General features: G+C 66.9%; 17 protein-coding genes. 13 read left to right on the top strand and 4 right to left on the bottom strand.

All coding sequences use genetic code 11. The features are described from left to right. Nucleotides 1-18 precede the first annotated feature (18 nt). The 13 genes from OG203_RS11930 to OG203_RS11870 are packed head-to-tail and all read left to right on the top strand — an operon-like array spanning nt 19 to nt 10992. Nucleotides 19-975 carry a NifU family protein gene (locus tag OG203_RS11930; protein ID WP_405165725.1) on the top strand — a complete coding sequence of 319 codons (957 nt, stop codon included), beginning with the start codon at nt 19-21 and terminating at the stop codon, nt 973-975. Next, entirely contained in the window at nt 972-1613 is a 642-nt protein-coding gene (locus tag OG203_RS11925) for a DUF5947 family protein (protein ID WP_405165724.1), read from the top strand. The genes OG203_RS11930 and OG203_RS11925 overlap by 4 nt, the downstream gene beginning before the upstream one ends. Continuing rightward, nucleotides 1613-2287: a DUF6084 family protein gene (locus tag OG203_RS11920; RefSeq protein ID WP_405165723.1), complete on the top strand. Its 675-nt coding sequence runs from the start codon at nt 1613-1615 to the stop codon at nt 2285-2287. Before OG203_RS11925 ends, OG203_RS11920 begins: the two co-directional genes overlap by 1 nt. Beyond that, nucleotides 2284-3609, top strand: coding sequence for a hypothetical protein (locus OG203_RS11915; protein ID WP_405165722.1), 1326 nt, complete (start codon nt 2284-2286; stop codon nt 3607-3609). Before OG203_RS11920 ends, OG203_RS11915 begins: the two co-directional genes overlap by 4 nt. Further along, entirely contained in the window at nt 3543-3743 is a 201-nt protein-coding gene (locus tag OG203_RS11910) for a DUF6893 family small protein (RefSeq protein ID WP_405165721.1), read from the top strand. Before OG203_RS11915 ends, OG203_RS11910 begins: the two co-directional genes overlap by 67 nt. A gap of 15 nt (nt 3744-3758) precedes the next feature. Next, nucleotides 3759-4085: a hypothetical protein gene (locus OG203_RS11905; protein ID WP_405165720.1), complete on the top strand. Its 327-nt coding sequence runs from the start codon at nt 3759-3761 to the stop codon at nt 4083-4085. Between the two features lies 1 nt (nt 4086). Then, nucleotides 4087-4575, top strand: a complete 489-nt coding sequence (locus tag OG203_RS11900; RefSeq protein ID WP_405167842.1) for a hydrogenase maturation protease — start codon at nt 4087-4089, stop codon at nt 4573-4575. Between the two features lie 3 nt (nt 4576-4578). Next, nucleotides 4579-4821 (top strand): HypC/HybG/HupF family hydrogenase formation chaperone, encoded by a 243-nt coding sequence (locus OG203_RS11895; protein ID WP_405165719.1) that lies wholly within the window; start codon nt 4579-4581, stop codon nt 4819-4821. Then, entirely contained in the window at nt 4818-7694 is a 2877-nt protein-coding gene (locus OG203_RS11890; protein ID WP_405165718.1) for a Sua5/YciO/YrdC/YwlC family protein, read from the top strand. The genes OG203_RS11895 and OG203_RS11890 overlap by 4 nt, the downstream gene beginning before the upstream one ends. 16 nt (nt 7695-7710) lie before the next feature. Continuing rightward, nucleotides 7711-8037 (top strand): HypC/HybG/HupF family hydrogenase formation chaperone, encoded by a 327-nt coding sequence (locus OG203_RS11885; RefSeq protein ID WP_405165717.1) that lies wholly within the window; start codon nt 7711-7713, stop codon nt 8035-8037. Then, nucleotides 8034-9146 carry a hydrogenase formation protein HypD gene (hypD, locus tag OG203_RS11880; RefSeq protein ID WP_405165716.1) on the top strand — a complete coding sequence of 371 codons (1113 nt, stop codon included), beginning with the start codon at nt 8034-8036 and terminating at the stop codon, nt 9144-9146. The genes OG203_RS11885 and hypD overlap by 4 nt, the downstream gene beginning before the upstream one ends. Further along, the gene (hypE, locus tag OG203_RS11875) at nt 9139-10218 is read left to right on the top strand and encodes a hydrogenase expression/formation protein HypE (RefSeq protein ID WP_405165715.1); all 1080 of its coding nucleotides are present in this window, start codon (nt 9139-9141) and stop codon (nt 10216-10218) included. Before hypD ends, hypE begins: the two co-directional genes overlap by 8 nt. A gap of 60 nt (nt 10219-10278) precedes the next feature. Then, nucleotides 10279-10992 (top strand): DUF6390 family protein, encoded by a 714-nt coding sequence (locus OG203_RS11870; protein ID WP_405167841.1) that lies wholly within the window; start codon nt 10279-10281, stop codon nt 10990-10992. 839 nt (nt 10993-11831) lie between these two features. Here the strand turns inward: OG203_RS11870 and OG203_RS11865 are convergent. The 4 genes from OG203_RS11865 to lexA all read right to left on the bottom strand — a co-directional run bounded on the left by OG203_RS11865 (nt 11832) and on the right by lexA (nt 16497). Beyond that, a complete protein-coding gene (locus OG203_RS11865) occupies nt 11832-12821 on the bottom strand; it encodes an IS481 family transposase (RefSeq protein ID WP_405165714.1) in 990 nt (329 codons plus the stop codon). 111 nt (nt 12822-12932) lie between these two features. After that, nucleotides 12933-13382, bottom strand: coding sequence for a pyridoxamine 5'-phosphate oxidase family protein (locus OG203_RS11860; RefSeq protein ID WP_405165713.1), 450 nt, complete (start codon nt 13380-13382; stop codon nt 12933-12935). A gap of 136 nt (nt 13383-13518) precedes the next feature. Then, the gene (locus OG203_RS11855; RefSeq protein ID WP_405165712.1) at nt 13519-15540 is read right to left on the bottom strand and encodes a glycosyltransferase family 39 protein; all 2022 of its coding nucleotides are present in this window, start codon (nt 15538-15540) and stop codon (nt 13519-13521) included. 225 nt (nt 15541-15765) lie between these two features. Further along, nucleotides 15766-16497 (bottom strand): transcriptional repressor LexA, encoded by a 732-nt coding sequence (gene lexA / locus OG203_RS11850; RefSeq protein WP_405165711.1) that lies wholly within the window; start codon nt 16495-16497, stop codon nt 15766-15768. Between the last annotated feature and the right edge of the window lie 218 nt (nt 16498-16715).

Below are 16715 nucleotides of genomic sequence, written 5' to 3'. Positions count from 1 at the left end.
AGCGGAGGGTCGGAAGAAATGACAGTGGACGATCGCCCGGGAGACCAGCAAGACACAGCACTCGAGGACACCGCACTCGATGAGGAAACCCGTTGGCGCACAGCGGGTGAACGGATCGAGACCCTGCTGGACGCGAGTTCAGCAGGGGGTGCTATGGCTCGTGAGCGCGCCGAGAATCTGGTGCGTGAGGTCGCGGATCTCTATGGCGCGGGGTTGCAGCGCGTGCTGCGGCTGCTCGGCAACGACAACGACACGATCGATCGGCTCGCCCGCGACGACCTGGTGGCCAGCCTGCTGCTCGTGCACGGACTGCACCCGCACGACGTGCACACCAGGGTGCGGACGGCACTCGATACCGTGCGGCCCTATCTCGGGTCGCACGGTGGTGACGTCGCGCTGCTCGGCGTCGCCGATGGCGTGGTCCGGCTCGAGCTCTCGGGCAGCTGCAAGACCTGTCCGTCGTCGTCGGTGACCTTGGAACTGGCGGTCGAGGACGCGGTGCGTGCCGCCGCGCCCGAGATCGTGTCCATCGAGGTGGCCGAGGCACAGGCGGCGTCGGCGGGCATGATCTCGGCCGACTCGCTGTTCTCGCGGGTACACGCCAACGGTCAGCAGTCCGGCCAACCCGCCGGAAACTGGGTGGCGGTACCGGAACTCGCGGAGCTGAAGCCGGGCGAGGTGGGCGGTTTCGCGATCGCCGGGCTGGTGGTGCTGGCCTGCCGGGTCGGCGACAACCTGTTCGCCTATCGGGATCACTGCCCGGCCTGCGACAGCTCGCTGGCCGGTGCCGCGCTGCATCGGCGGGTCGGCTACCCCGTCGGCGACGCGGTGCTGCGCTGCCCGAACTGTCTCGCGCATTTCGATGCCGTGCGCGCCGGTGCGCGAGTAGACGGCGAGGGTCATCTCGAACCGCTGCCCGTGCTGGTGCGTTCCGGTGAACTGTCGGTGGCCGTGCCGGTGGGGGTGAGTGGGTGAGCTCTCCGTTTCGCGCCTTGCAGCGGATCACCGCCGACCGCCCGCCCGTGGTGCCGGTCGGCGAGCGGTGCGAGATGTGCGCCGAGCCGATCTCCGACGAGCACCAGCATGTGGTGAATGTCGAAGGCAGACAGCTGATGTGCACCTGCCGAGGGTGCTATCTGCTGTTCACCGACCAGGGTGCCCAGCTGCGCTACCGCGCGGTGCCGGACCGCTATTTGCACTTCCCTGATTTCACGATCAGTCAGGGGGAGTGGGACGCGCTGGACATCCCGGTGGGACTCGCCTTCTTCTTCCGCAACTCCGCCATGGACCGGACCGTCGCGTTTTATCCCGGACCGGCCGGTGCCACCGAATCCGAACTGCCGCTTGCCGAATGGCAGGCGGTGCTGGATCGGCATCCCGAATTGGGCGTGCTGGCAGCGGATGTCGAGGCCCTGCTCATCCGGGTTCCCGAACGCGGTACCGGCGAGGCCGTGTGCCTGCTGCTGCCGATCGACACCTGCTACGAGTTCGTCGGCCGAATGCGCACGCTCTGGCGCGGATTCGACGGCGGCCGGGACGTGCACGACTATCTCGACGAGTTCTTCACCGCCGTGTCCGCTCGTGCGAAACCGGCACGATCAGGCGGCGCGTGATGAGCCCGGTCAACTCGATGACCTTCGCGGTACTCGACGTGAAGCCCGAACCCTATGCTGTCGCACCGAATCTGACCGCGCGCATCGGCATCGCCTCGCTCGCCGACGAACCCGTGCACGCCATCGCGTTGCGCGCGCAGGTGCGGATAGAACCGCACCGCCGCCGCTACTCCGAGGAAGAGGGCGCTGGCCTGGCCGACCTGTTCGGCCCGAGGGAACGCTGGCGTGACACCCAGCGGACCTTTCTCTGGATGCACTGCGCCACCATGATTCGCGGATTCCACGGCGGGTCCGAGGTGGACCTGCCGATGCCGGTCACCTACGACTTCGAGGTGACGGGTTCCAAGTATCTGCACGCGCTGCGTGAGGGCACTGTTCCGTTGATCTTTCTGTTCAGCGGCACGGTATTTCTCAAGGGGACAATGGGTTTCGGGATTCAGCAGATTCCGTGGGACCGCGAGGACAAGTTCGACATGCCGGTCTCGGTCTGGCACGACGTGATGGCCGCGCACTACCCGAACTCCGGTTGGCTGCGCCTGAGCAGGGAGACCCTCGACGCCCTCGCCGCGTACAAGTCCGAACACGGCATGCTCGGCTTCGACGACGCGGTGACCCAGTTGCTGGCTCGCTGCCCCGAGCAGACCCCGTCGACCGGTGGCGAGGCACAGCCATGACCGCCGAGACCAGGGCCAGGGCGCGCGCCGTCGCCGACGCGGTGCTGTACGAGGGCTATCTGCTGTACCCGTATCGGGCGAGTTCCCGAAAGAACCAGTCGCGCTGGCAGTTCGGCGTGCTCGGTCCCGAGGGTGCCGCGCTGGCCGGGCTCGGTGAGGAATCGAGTCTGTCGGCGCAATGCCTGATCGACGAGACCGCCGACACGGCGATCACCCTGACCGTTCGGTTTCTGCAGTTGCAGCGCCGTGCGGTCGAGGACAAGGACGGCGCGCGGATCGCGGAACTCACCGTCGGTACGCGTTCCTGGATCACCTGGGACGAAGCCGTCGAGCGCGAATTCGTCTACGGCCCACTGTCACTCGCCGCGGGGACGTGGCCGCTGGTGGTTTCCGGTGGGACCGATGTCGAGGACATCGCCAATTCGACCGGCAAGGCCGCGGGCCGATTGGTGCGCACGCGTCTCGCGCTGGACGCCGAACTCGAGCTGTCCGTCGAGCGGGACGCGGGCTACGTCCGGCTCTCGGTGCTGGTCCGCAATATCGGCGCGGCCGCGACGGACCAGCGCGACGCCATCGCCCGCTCGTTGATCGGCGCGCACGTCATCGCCGAAGTTACCGACGGACAGTTCATTTCGTTGCTCGAACCGCCCGACGAAGCGGCCGATGCCGCCGCCCGCTGCGTACGGGACCGCTGTTTCCCGGTGCTCGCCGGACCGCCAGGGGACCAGAGCCTGCTGCTCATCTCGCCGATCATCCTCTACGACCACCCGGAGATCGCCGAGCAGAGCGACGGGCCGCTGTTCGACTCGACCGAGATCGACGAAATCCTCACGCTGCGGGTGATGACGATGACCGACGAGGAGAAGGCGCAGGCCCGCGCCACCGATCCGCGTGCGGCCCAGATCATCGACCGCTGCGACGCCATGACGCCGGAGTCGATGCAGCAGCTGCACGGCGTGCTGCGCGACCCGCATCTCGGTCAGCCGCAACTGATTCCGGAGATCCCCGAGGGGGTCGACTGGTGGGATCCGCTGGCCGACAACGCCGTTCAACCCGACTCCGACGCAGTATCGATCGCCGGGGTTCGGGTGCGCAAGGGCAGCAAGGTGCGGCTGCACCCCTCGCGCCGCGCCGATGCGCAGGACCTGTTCTTCGACGGCAAGGTCGCCCGCGTCACCTCGGTGCACGAAGACGTCGACGGCCATGCTCATGTCGGCGTCGTCATCGAGGACGATCCGGCGGCGGATCTGCACGAATGGTACGGCCGCTACCTGTATTTCGCGCCGGACGAGATCGAACCACTCACCAGCCCCGAGAAGTAGAAGGAAGGTCCGATATGGAGATCGTCGGAATTGTTGCGACGGCCGTTGTCGCGGTGATCGTCGTTGGTGCCGCGTATGTCGGTGTGCGATCGATACCGGATTTGCGGCGTTACTTGAAGATCCGTCACATGTAGCACTGAGGAGATGTCATGACCGACCCCGAGCAGCGCGACGAACCCCAGTCGGAACGGGGCGAGCCGGGCTCGCGAGACACCGGTGCCGATACGGCCGCAGCAGGGAGTGCGGATCGTCCGGCGGGCGATATCGGGCACGAGGAGACGACCTCGGCCGAGGGTACGCAGCCCGAGCGGACCGCTGAGTTCACCAATGAGACCGCTGGTTCCGATGCTGAGCCCGCGGTGCCGCCCTACGAGGGGCGCACAACGGAAGCGAACGACCCGAATGAGACGGCCACCGGCGAAGTCGGCGGCGCGGACGTCGGCGGGGCGACCGCGCCGACCGAGGATCAGGGGTGATCTGACGACGACAGTGCTGGTCGCCGGGATCGGCAACATCTTCCTCGGCGACGACGGATTCGGACCAGAGGTGGTGCGACGACTGCCGCACCACCCCGACCCCGCGGTGCGCGTGGTCGACTACGGCATCCGAGGCATGCACCTCGCCTACGACCTGCTCGACGGATGGGACGCACTGATCCTGATCGATGCGGTGCCGAATCATGGTGCGCCGGGCCGTGTTCGAGTCTTCCAAGCCGAACAGGGCAGCGATGGCGCCGCGAATCTCGATGCGCACGCGATGAACCCGGAAGCGGTATTCGCCAGCGTCCGCGCCCTCGGCGGCACCCTACCGCCGACCTACGTGATCGGCTGCCAGATCGAATCGGTGGACGAGCGGATGGGTCTATCCAAACCTGTTGCCGCCGCCGTAGATACGGCCGTAGCAGCGGTCGCCGAAGTTCTCGCGGACTTGTCGCCTATACCCGCAGCAGCTCGACAGGAGGAATGAGCGATGTGCCTTGGCATTCCCGGCCGGGTCGTCGAAATCCTCGACGGCTACCACAATCAGATCGCGCTGGTCGATGTCCAGGGCGAGAAGCGCAAGGTGAATATCGGTCTGCTGGAGGATGATCCGGCGCGGCCCGGCGACTGGGTGATCATCCACATGGGGTTCGTGGTGGAGAAGACCGACGAGGCGGGCGCGGCATCGGCGCTATCCGGACTGCGCATGCTCGGGAGCGGTGACGAACCATGACCGCGCACCGGTCGCGGCGCCGGGTGGTGGTGCGCGGCGTGGTGCAGGGGGTCGGCTTCCGGCCCTTCGTCTACACCACCGCCGCGGAATTGGCGCTGTCCGGCAGTGTGTCGAACGACAGCTCGGGCGTGATCGTCGAAATCGAAGGCGCGCCAGCCGATCTGGACGAATTCGTCCGACGCGTCCTGGACAATCCGCCGCCGCTCGCGGTGGTCGAATCCGTCGAGCAGCAGACCATCGCGCTGTGCGGCGGCACCGGCTTCCACATCGCCGACACCACCCGTGACGGTGGCGGACGCACTCTGGCCTCGCCAGACGTCGCGCTCTGCGCGGACTGCGCCAGCGAACTCGCCGACCCGGCGAACCGACGCCACCGCCACCCCTTCATCAACTGCACCAACTGCGGCCCGCGCTTCACCATCATCGCGAGCCTGCCCTACGACCGCGACCGCACCTCGATGGCCGACTTCCCGATGTGCGCCCGGTGCGCCCGCGAATACGCCGACCCCACCGATCGCCGCTTCCACGCCCAACCGATCGCCTGCCCCGACTGCGGACCAACCCTCGCCTACACGGGCCCGGGCGTCGGCGATCCACTCATCGCCGCCCGAAAGTTGTTGCGCGACGGCGGCATTCTCGCCGTCAAAGGCATCGGCGGCTACCACCTCGCCTGCGATGCCACCAACGAAGCCGCCGTCGCCGAACTACGCAAGCGAAAGCAGCGTGGCGACAAGCCTTTCGCGGTCATGGTCGCGAATGTGGACTCTGCACGCGCGATCGTCGAGGTCGACGCCACAGCTGCCGCACTGCTGACAAGCCCCGCGCGCCCGATAGTGCTACTTGCCCGCCGTGTCGCCGGAGCCGCGGGCGGCCCGCAGGCGGACTTGCCTGGACCGTCGGGCCCCGGATCCGCGCGGGCCGCTAGCCCGGCGCCGCCTGCCGAGTCAGCGTGGTCGCCGGAACAGGCCGAATCGGTTGTGCCCGTTGGCATCATCGAGGTCGACCAGCAGGGTCGTGTCCAGTCCGGCACCCGGATCGGCGTCGAGTCAGGTGCCAGTCCGGTGACCGATGGGCCTGAGACGATGGTGGGCCTCGAACGCGGCCACCACGGACCGCCCACGGTGCGTGCCGACATGGCACAGGCCGCGCAGACGGACGATGTGTCGCTCATCGAACGCGCGTGGCCCTCCGGAAGGGTGTTTCCGGCGGACTCGGTGGCTCCGCGCAATCCTGACTTGGGCGTCATGATCGCCTACGCGCCGCTGCATCTGCTGTTGTTCGGGCTGCCCGACGACCCGCCCGGACCGCAGGTGCTGGTTATGACGTCGGGCAACCTCGGCGGGGAGCCGATCTGCTACGACGACAACGACGCGCGTACTCGCCTCGCGGGTCTCGCGGATGGGTGGCTCTCGCACAATCGGCGCATCCTCGTGCCGTGCGATGACTCGGTGGTCCGTCTGGTCGACGGCATGGAACTGCCTGTGCGCCGCTCTCGTGGTTACGCGCCGCTGCCGCTGGCGTTGCCCATCCCGATGCCGCCGACGCTGGCAGTAGGTGCCGATCTGAAGAACACCTGCGCGGTGGCCGACGGACGATACGCGTGGCTCAGTCAGCACATCGGCGACATGGACGACCTCGCCACGCTTCGTGCCTTCGATGACGCCGAACATCACCTCGAGCAGCTCACCGGCGTGCAGCCGACCCAAATCGTCGCCGACGCGCACCCACGCTATCGGTCCACCGCGTGGGCGCAGCGCAACGCGGGTGACCGTCCGGTGCGCCTGGTGCAGCATCATCACGCGCACATCGCCTCGGTGATGGGGGAGCACGGATTGGGCGCGGCGGCAACGGTTCTCGGTATCGCGTTCGACGGCACCGGATTCGGTCCGGACGGCGCGGTGTGGGGCGGGGAGGTGCTCGCGGCCGGTTACAAGGGTTTCCGGCGACTGGCGCATCTGAAGTACGCGCCGTTGGCCGGCGGTGACGTGAGCGTGCACCGGCCGTACCGGATGGCGCTGGCCCACCTGTGGGCGGCGGGCATCGACTGGTCGGAGTCGATCCCGTCGGTGCACGCTTGCCCCGCCGACGAACGCGCCGTGCTGACACACCAATTCGAGACCGGCCTCGGCTGCGTGCCGACCTCCAGCATGGGCAGGTTGTTCGACGCCGTGTCGTCGCTGGCCGGCGTCCGGCACGTGGTGGACTACGAGGCGCAGGCGGCCATCGAACTGGAGGGGCTGGCCCGCGGCGTTACGGACTACGGGGTTGGGTACCGGTTCGCGGTGGAGGCCGAGCTAGCGGACGCAGTTCCCGCGCTGCGTGACTCGGTTGGATACCGGGTCGCGCCGGATGCCGAGCTAGCGGATGCAGCCCCCGCGCTGCGTGATTCGGCGGGGTGCCGGGTCGCGCCGGATGCCGAGCTACCGGATGCAGCTCCCGCGCTGCGTGATTCGGCTGGATACCGGGTCGCGCCGGATGCTGCGCCAGGGGATGCGGTCCCCGCGCTGCGTGATTCGGCTGGGTACCGGTTCGCGCTTGATACCGAGTCAACGGACGCAGCCCCCGCAGTAATCGATCCGGCCTCCGTCCTCGCCGCGGTGGTGGCGGATGTCGCGCACGGTGTTTCGCCCGCCGTGATCGGCGCGCGCTTCCATGACGCGGTGGCGCACTTGATTCTCGAACTGGCGGTGGCCTATTCGACCCCGTCGACCCCTGTCGCTCTGTCGGGCGGCGTTTTTCAGAATGCCCTCCTGCTGTCGCGCTCACGCGCCCTGTTGCAGGACAACGGTTTTCACGTCATTTCCCATCGCAGGTTGCCGCCCAACGACGGCGGACTCGCGTTCGGGCAACTACTCGCCGTCAGCGCGGGATGAGGAAAGGAGCGCGAGCATGTGCTTGGCAGTACCGGGAAGGGTGCTCAACCTGCAGGAGCGGGACGGCACCCTGATGTCCGTCGTCGACTTCGGCGGCGTGCACAAAGACGTGTGCCTGGAATACATTCCGGACGCCGCGATCGGCGACTACGTGGTTGTCCACGTCGGCTTCGCGATCCAGCGGCTGGATGAGGAATCCGCGCTCAAGACGCTGGCCGAGTTCGAGCGGCTCGGCGTGCTCAACGAGGAGTTCGGTGACGGCTTCGCCCTCGCGGCCAAGCAGGCCGGGCTCGCCGACCCAACGGCCGAATCAGCCCAATCGAAGACAGAGGTGACGCCATGAAGTATCTCGACGAGTTCAGCAGTCCGGAACTGGCCGCGAAGCTGCTCGACAAGATCCGCAGCGTGACCACCCAGCGCTGGGCCATCATGGAAGTCTGTGGCGGACAGACGCATTCGATCATCCGGCACGGCATCGATCAGCTGCTGCCGAACGAGATCGAGATGATCCACGGCCCTGGCTGCCCGGTGTGCGTCACCCCGCTCGAGGTGATCGACAAGGCATTGGCGATCGCCGCGCGCCCCGGCGTGATCTTCTGCTCGTTCGGCGACATGCTGCGCGTGCCGGGCAGCGAGAAGGACCTCTTCCACGTCAAGAGCGAGGGCGGCGACGTGCGCGTCGTCTATTCACCACTGGACGCGCTGAACATCGCGCGGGAGAACCCCGACCGTCAGGTGGTGTTCTTCGGCATCGGCTTCGAAACCACCGCCCCCGCCAACGCGATGACCGTGTATCAAGCGAAACGCCTTGGCATCAACAACTTCTCGCTGCTCGTCTCGCATGTGCTCGTCCCACCCGCCATCGCGGCCATCATGGAGTCGCCGAGCTGCCGGGTGCAGGCATTCCTCGCCGCCGGACACGTCTGCAGCGTGATGGGCACCGAGGAGTACCCGCCACTGGCCGCGAAATACAAAGTGCCGATGGTGGTTACCGGATTCGAGCCCCTCGATATTCTGGAAGGCATCCGCCGCACGGTGATTCAGCTGGAGGCGGGCAAATACGAACTGGAGAACGCCTATCCGCGCGCGGTGCAGGCGGCAGGCAACCCGGCCGCGCGGGCGATGCTGCGCGATGTCTTCGATGTCACCGACCGGGCCTGGCGCGGGATCGGCATGATCCCGCAGAGCGGATGGAAGCTGTCGGAGCGCTACCAGGACTACGACGCCGAGCTCCGGTATTCGGTGAGCGACATGCACACCGACGAATCGTCGATCTGCCGCTCCGGCGAGGTGCTGCAGGGCCTGATCAAACCGCACGAATGCGCCGCGTTCGGCAAGGAATGCACGCCGCGAAACCCGTTGGGCGCCACCATGGTTTCCTCCGAAGGCGCCTGCGCGGCCTATTACCTGTACCGTCGCCTCGACCTGCCAGCGGAGGTGGCTCATGCCTGACGAAACGGTCGTCGCGGGGGCGACCATCGACATGGAGAGCTGGGTCTGCCCGATGCCGCTGCGGGACTCACCCAACATCGTGATGGGCCACGGCGGTGGCGGCGCGATGTCCGGTGAGCTGATCGAGCACCTCTTCCTGCCCGCCTTCGGTGCGGCCGCCGACGCGGGGCTCGGCGATTCCGCAGTGGTCACCCTCGGCGGCGTCCGGCTGGCGTTCTCCACCGACTCGTTCGTGGTGAAGCCGCTGATGTTCCCCGGCGGTTCCATCGGCGATCTCGCGGTGAACGGGACGGTCAACGACCTCGCGATGTCGGGCGCGCGCCCGATGGTGTTGTCCACCGCGTTCATCCTGGAGGAGGGCACCGCGCTGGCCGAGATCGCCCAGATCGCCAAGGCGGTCGGGACGGCGGCGCTCGCGGCGGGCGTCACCCTGGTCACCGGCGACACCAAGGTGGTCGATTCCGGGCACGGCGACGGCATCTTCATCAACACCGCGGGCATCGGCATCGTCGACGACGGTGTCGACATCCGGCCGCAGCGAGCCCGGCCCGGTGATGTCGTGATCGTCAGTGGCGATATCGGAGTGCACGGCGTGGCGGTGATGAGCTGCCGTGAGGGCCTCGAATTCGGCACCACCGTGTGCAGCGACACCGCGCCGCTCAACGGACTGGTCGCCGCGATGCTGGCCACCGGCGCCGACCTGCACGTGCTGCGTGACCCTACCCGCGGTGGGGTGTCGGCCACGCTCAACGAGATCGCGCGGGCCGCGAAAGTCGGTGTGTCACTGGATGAACGGAAGCTGCCGGTGCCCGCCGCCGTGCGCGACGCGTGTGGTCTGCTCGGGCTCGACCCGATGTATGTCGCCAACGAGGGCAAGTTGGTCGCCTTCGTCGCGCCGGCGGAAGCGGACATGGTGCTTGCCGCGATGCACGAGCATCCGCTCGGCTCCCGCGCCGCGGCCATCGGCGTCTGCGTCGAAGAGCATCCGGGCATGGTGGTCGCGCGGACCGCGCTCGGCGGCACCCGCGTGGTCGATCTCCCGGCGGGGGAGCAGCTGCCCCGGATCTGTTGAGACGCTGGTCGTCAAGAAAGTGAGGAGTCCGCTATCTCGGAGATCATCAGCGGGACCGAGATCTTCGCCAGGTACGCGTACGCGCCGAATCGGCTCGGCTTCTGCGGACCGCCGGAAGCGGTCGCGCTCCGGGGCGGGTCCGAAGCCGACGTACGTGCGGTGGCCAGGCAGTTTTCCGGTGCGTGGCCCTACCTGCGGGTGATGGCCAGGCTGACCGGGATCGCCGACCCCTTGGATCACCGCCTCGTCGAATCGTATTGGCTCGGCGGTGGTATCGGCGCCGATCTCGATCCCGGTGCGTTCGCGGCCGAGTTGCTCGCTGTCATCGGGCCGTTAGCCGGACAGTACTGGACGCATCTGACCGCGGACCTCGCCATCGAGGCAGCCGCCAATCATTGTTTCCATGTGCTCGGCGTGTATCCGTGGACCCGGCTGCTCGGGAAAGGGAAGAGTAACCATCCGCTACAGGTCCTCGATGGCTGCCGCATCTCCTGGGGAACCGTAATCGATTGCGCGGGAACCAATATCACGCTGAGCCGCCGTGAACTGGCATGGGACGGTCGGGAACTGAGCCTGTCGGAACCCGCGCCGCAGCACGCGGAGATCTGGACCGACGGCTACTCAGCCGTCCCCGACGTGACACCCGGCGACCAGGTCGCCGTCCACTGGGGACGGCTGTGCGGACGTTTGGACGCCGGTCAAGTTCGAGATCTCGAGGTCAGCACCGTCCGCCAGTTACACGTCACCAACCAACGACTGGTCGTGCCGCACTGATTCTCGGCCCGCAGCACCGGAGTTGTTGAGCCGCCCCAGCCGAACGTGTGATGTGGTCGGCCAGAGCGGCGTCCACAGGCGCGAAGTCACGGTTGGTCACCATGACTGACATAGCGTCTTCCGTCCAGCGCCCGATCCCGCCATGCGCTCGAAATACCTACCAGGCCAATAAGATCCGCATTTCTACGGCTGGTAGAAGCGGCGCGAATCCAAGAATGGGTGCAGCTATTCCAGCAACGCCCCGTTCAAGATCATGGGGAACTGGTGGCGGCCCCTTCTCGAACAATGCCGCCACCAGTTCCCCATGATCTTGAACGCGCCCCCGAAACGCACCACCAACCCCATACGCCCCACCCCGTCGAGATTCGCACCCTGACCCCGGATCCGCACCCACTGCGGGCCCCTGGAGACAGTGCGGATCCCGAGTCGGGGTGCGTCTGCCTCCGACAACGCCCCCGTTCAAGATCAACAGGACCAGTTGCACCACGAACGGGACATGACGGCGGCCCCACTCGCACTTTCCCGCCACCATGTCCCGCTCGCCGTCACCCCCGCCCTCGTACGGGACATGAGGGCGGCCCCACTCGCGCACTTTCCCGCCGCCATGTCCCGTTGGATCGCGGTCGCCGCCCGGCGCACCACCAACTACACGGGCCTCACCTCGGCTGTTACCAACGGCCGGTTGCGTCAAAACGCTTTGGGCAAGGGCGCGGCACGTCTGGTGCCGACTAGCTGCGCCACATTTCGGGCTCCGGCTGTCAGCGCTGGGGATCTGCACACCTTCTTGCCCCAGGCGCTCAGAGTGGGTGCAGATCCCGAGAGCGGGTGTAGATCCTGGACTAGGTGTACTGACCCGAGAGGTTGGTGACGCGGCTGGCTGGTGGGTGGCCTGCGAGTGCGGTGTGGCCGCGGTGGTGATTGTAGGTGTGGAGCCAGGTGGTGAAGGCCGTGCATCGTTCGGTGTCGCTGCGGTAGAGCCGGGCGTAGGCCCACTCGTCGGTGAGGGTGCGGTGGAAACGTTCGACCTTGCCGTTGGTTTGTGGCCGGTAGGGGCGGGTGCGTTTGTGGATGACCGGTCCGAGCGCTTCGGCGAAGGTGCGGGATCGGTAGCAGGAACCGTTGTAGGTCAACACTTTTCGTATGGTGATGCCTTGTGCGGTGAACCAGGCGTTGGCGCGGACCCAGAACGCGGCGGCGGTGTCTTTTCGTTCGTCAGCGAGGAATTCGGTGTAGGCAAGCCGGGAATGATCGTCCAGCGCGGTGTGCAGATAGTGATAGCCGTGCATCGGGTTGCCGTGGGCGTTGTTGACTCCGGTTGGCTTGTGCGCCTGAGAATTTCGGTTGCCGCTCGTTCGACCGAGTTTGCGCCAGCCACCGCCGTCGGGGATTTTACCGAGCTTTTTGACATCGATATGGATCAGATCACCGGGGGCATCGTGTTCGTAACGACGCACCGGCTCGCTGGTGGCGCGGTCGAGCCAACGCAACCGTGCCAGTCGGTAGCGGGTCAGGACCCGGTGCACGGTCGAGGGGTGCAGGCCGAGCAGGTAGGCGATGCGGGCCGGTCCCCATCGGCGCAGGACACGAACTTTGATGATGCGACGCTCGGTGCGTGTCGGTGTCCGGCGTGGACTGTGGTGCGGACGTGAGGACCGATCGGTCATACCCGCGGCCCCCAGCACGCGATAACGTCCCGCCCAGCGTGTTGCTGTCGTGACCGAGACCTGGAACCGTTCGGCCGCGCGCCGCAACGGCCAGCGGTCATCGACGACACAACGAGCAAGACGCAACCGACCCAACTCCGAGAGCGGGGCATTACGGTGAGACACGAAGACCTCCGATTGGTGAATGCGTTCCTAGACAGCTCGCATCTCACTCGGAGGTCTTCGCCATGTCAGCTCGCCACGCCGTCACCAACGTCCGTGGTCAGTACAACTAGGTCAGCGACGTTTGGTGATGTGGGTGCCTTGGCCGGGGCGCCATACTTCGACGACCAGTAGTTGCTGTTCTTGGTCGACGCTGGTGAGGACGGCTTGGGTGAGGTCTAGGCGGAAGGTGTGGGCTTCGCCGGCGGGTTCGGCACCGGCTGCGGCCCGGGTAGCGGGGTCGGTGAGTTCGATGGCGGTGCCGGATACTTTGGCGTCGCCGTCGGCGGGGTGGGCGTGGATTGCGCAGCGGCCGTCGCGTTGGAGGTCGCGGGCCTTCTGTGCGCCGGGCATGGAGCCGAAGGTCAGGTCTGGGTCGTGGAAGGCTACTTCGGATCCGCTCACTCGGGGGGCGCCGTCGCGCCGAATCGTTGCCAGCACATGACTCTCGTGTAGCTGGAAACGTCGCTTCACCTCCGCTGCCAGCTCCGGAGCCTCGTTCTCGAAATCACGCCAGGTAGCCATGTTTCCACCATCCCACCAGCCACCGACACATTTCGGGGTCGGGCGACCCTTCAAGATCAACGGCACATGGCGGCGGCATTTCGCGAGTGGTGCACGCCGTCATGTGCCGTTGATCATGCGGAAGTCGATCTGCTGATCAGTGCGTCGGCGTCGTCAGGTCGTAGATCGCGACGTTGCCGATGTGGACCGAACTGTAGTGCGCCGCAACCCAATCCGCGATCTCCTTGTTGCCGGAGGGGCGCCACATGCCGTTGCTGGTCTGCGGCTGACCCGGCTGCGTGAGGACGCCCGGTTGGTCGGCGACCTTCCAGGAGTCGGGCAACTTCACCTCTTGCGCAAGGTAATACGTCACCTGGTGGGTGCTGACGAGGTGCTGGAAGTCGGGCAGGGTCGGCACCGGGTCGTCGGAGGTGAAGCCGCCGATGGCGATCACCGGGGTGCGGCTGTCCAGCTCCAGGCTGGCGGCGGTGGAGGATCGATCGACCGCCGCCGACCACGTGGTGGTGGTGTTGCGCAGCATCGCGGCGACTTGCGGTTCGGTCGAGCCGTCGAGGAATGCCATGACGACGCGGCGGATTTGATTTGCGGGGCCGGGCGTTTCGGGCTTGGCGGGGCCGACGGAGGGGCCGCCGCCGGTGTGTTCCTGCGGCAGGGTAACCGCCGCGTAGGCGGTCGTTCCGCCCAGCCCGGCCAGCAGGCCCGCGATCACCAGTACCGAGGTGGCCCGGGTACGCAGTCGGCCCGAGACGGCGGGGAAGGCGGTGGCGAGCAACCCGAGTGTGGCGAGCACCGAAACCGTGAGGAGGGTCCAGCGCAGCCACGGCAGCCACTCGGCATTGCGATTCAGCAGCACGAAGGCCCATCCGCCGGTCGCGATAATCAATGCGGCAGCACCGATTCGGCCGAACACCTCATCGCGGCGCCGCCACGCTTCGTGCACGCCCAGGGCGAACATCCCTGCCACCGCCGGTCCGATAGCGAGCGTGTAGTAGGCGTGCATGCCGCCCTTCATGGTGGTGAACGCGATGCCGTCGATCACCATCCACAGCCCGAAAACCAATGCGGCACCACGGAATTGATCGGTGCGCGGCGCGCGCCAGCGCGACACCAACACCACGGCGAAGGCAAGCAGCGCCGCGGGCAGCAGCCAGGAGATCTCGAATCCGATCTCACCGGTGAACAGCTTCCAGTGGCCCGATCCGCCGAAGCCACCGAAACCGCCGCCACCACCCCAGATGTTGCGTGGCATCTCGTAGCCGGGTGGCAGCTCGAAGCGGTTGCCGCCGCCCCGATGGTTCTGGCCGAGGAATCGCGCGAATCCGTTGTAGCCGAGCACCAGATCCATGAAGGTGTTGTTCGTCGATCCGGCCAGGTAGGGGCGTTCGGAGGCGGGCCACAGGATGGTGAGCAGCACGTACCAGCCGGACGACACGATCAACGCGGCGGCGGCACCGGTCAAGTGCCACAACCGTTTCCGCAATGTGGTCGGTGCGACGATGAGGTAGGCGATGCCGAGCGCGGGCAGCACCATCAGTCCTTCGAGCATCTTGGCCAGGAACGCGAATCCGAGGGCGACACCGGCCAACATCAGCCAGCGCGGACTCGCGTTGCGCAGTGACCTGATGGTGCAGTAGGCACCCGCGGTCATGAGCAGCACCATGACGGCGTCGGGGTTGTTGAACCGGAACATCAACGCCACCACGGGGGTAACCGCCAGCGCCGCCCCGGCGAGTAGTCCGGCGCCGCGGCTGTCGGTCGCGCGGGTGACCGCGGCGTACGTCAACGCGACCGCGGCGACCGCCATCAGTGCCTGGGGGATCAGCATGCTCGCGCTGCTGAACCCGAACACCTGACCGGACAGTCCCATCACCCACTGGGAGACCGGTGGTTTGTCGACGGTGATGAAGTTGCCGGGGTCGAGGGATCCGAACAGCAGTGCTTTCCAGTCGCGCGAGCCCGCCCAGGCGGCGGCAGAGTAGAAGTTGTTGCCCATGCCGTTGACGGTTATGTGCCATAGGTACGCGACGGCCGTGCCGATCAAGAGCGTGGCCAGTCCCGCTCGTTCCCAGCGGCGGGCGGGTGGTAAGCCCTCCCGCGCTGAGGCGTCGGCGGTGTCGGTCACATCGGGCAGGGCCGGTTCGGCGCTGATCGTGGTCACCGCAGGAGCATGCCCGGCAGACCGGTGAAGGCGCTGAGCGCTCGCTGGCAATGTGCTGTGAACGCCCGCTACCACCGGGAATAACCCTCGGCGTGTCGTTGAATCATCCCAGGCGGAACGAACGGCCGCACGGATCACCGTGCGGCCGTTCGCGTATCGACCTCGGCGGCTAGGCCCCGTGTCGAAGTCCGCACCCGGATGCATCCGGCCGGACTTCGACAGGGCCTAGATCTTGCGGATTACCGTGACGACCTTGCCGAGTACCTGTGCGTCATTACCGGGGATCGGCTCGAACACCGGGTTGTGCGGCATCAGCCAGACATCCTTGCCGGTGCGCTTGAACGTCTTCACGGTGGCTTCGCCGTCGATCATGGCGGCGACGATGTCACCGTTGTCGGCGACGTTCTGCTGCCGGACCACCACCCAGTCGCCGTCGCAGATCGCCGCGTCGATCATCGACTGCCCGACGACCTTCAGCAAGAACAGCGATCCCTCGCCGACCAGTTCGCGCGGCAGCGGGAACACGTCCTCGACCGCCTGCTCGGCCAGTATCGGGCCACCGGCGGCGATTCGGCCGAGCACCGGCACGAACGTCGGCGTCGGCCTGCTCGGATCGGCTGCGCCGCTCTCGGATTCGTCGACCGTGGCGGCATGCAGGCTGGTGACCGCGCGTCCCACCTCGTCGAGGCCGCGGACGTCAACGGCGCGTGGACGATTCGGGTCGCGACGGAGAAAGCCCTTGCGCTCCAACGCGCGCAGCTGATGAGCCACCGAGGAGGTGGACGTCAGCCCGACGGCGTCGCCGATCTCCCTGATGCTCGGCGGGTAGCCGCGCTCGCTCACCGAGGACCGGATCACGTCCAGCACTTTGCGCTGACGCACGGTGAGATCCGCCCCGGTAACCGCCGTGTCGGCGCCGCCTTCGCTCTCTACGCCCGTGTCGTCTGTGTGCCTCACCGCAACCGCCCTTCCTTGCTGTGTCCGGGCTGATCCGTTGCCCGGCATATCTGTGCATGGCCTGTCCTGAATTTCGTCTTTCGAATCTAGTCCGGTCGAGCCGATGTTTCAAACATCTGTTCGAGGAGTGTCGGGCGTTTCCTGCTGACATTGTCGGTGGCACGTGGTAGAAATCGAACATCAGTTCTTCGAACACCTGAGCGAACAATGCATCGAAA

The organism is Nocardia sp. NBC_01499, assembly GCF_045040275.1.
GTDB lineage: Bacteria > Actinomycetota > Actinomycetes > Mycobacteriales > Mycobacteriaceae > Nocardia.
This window is presented reverse-complemented; position numbering and strand designations above follow the sequence as displayed.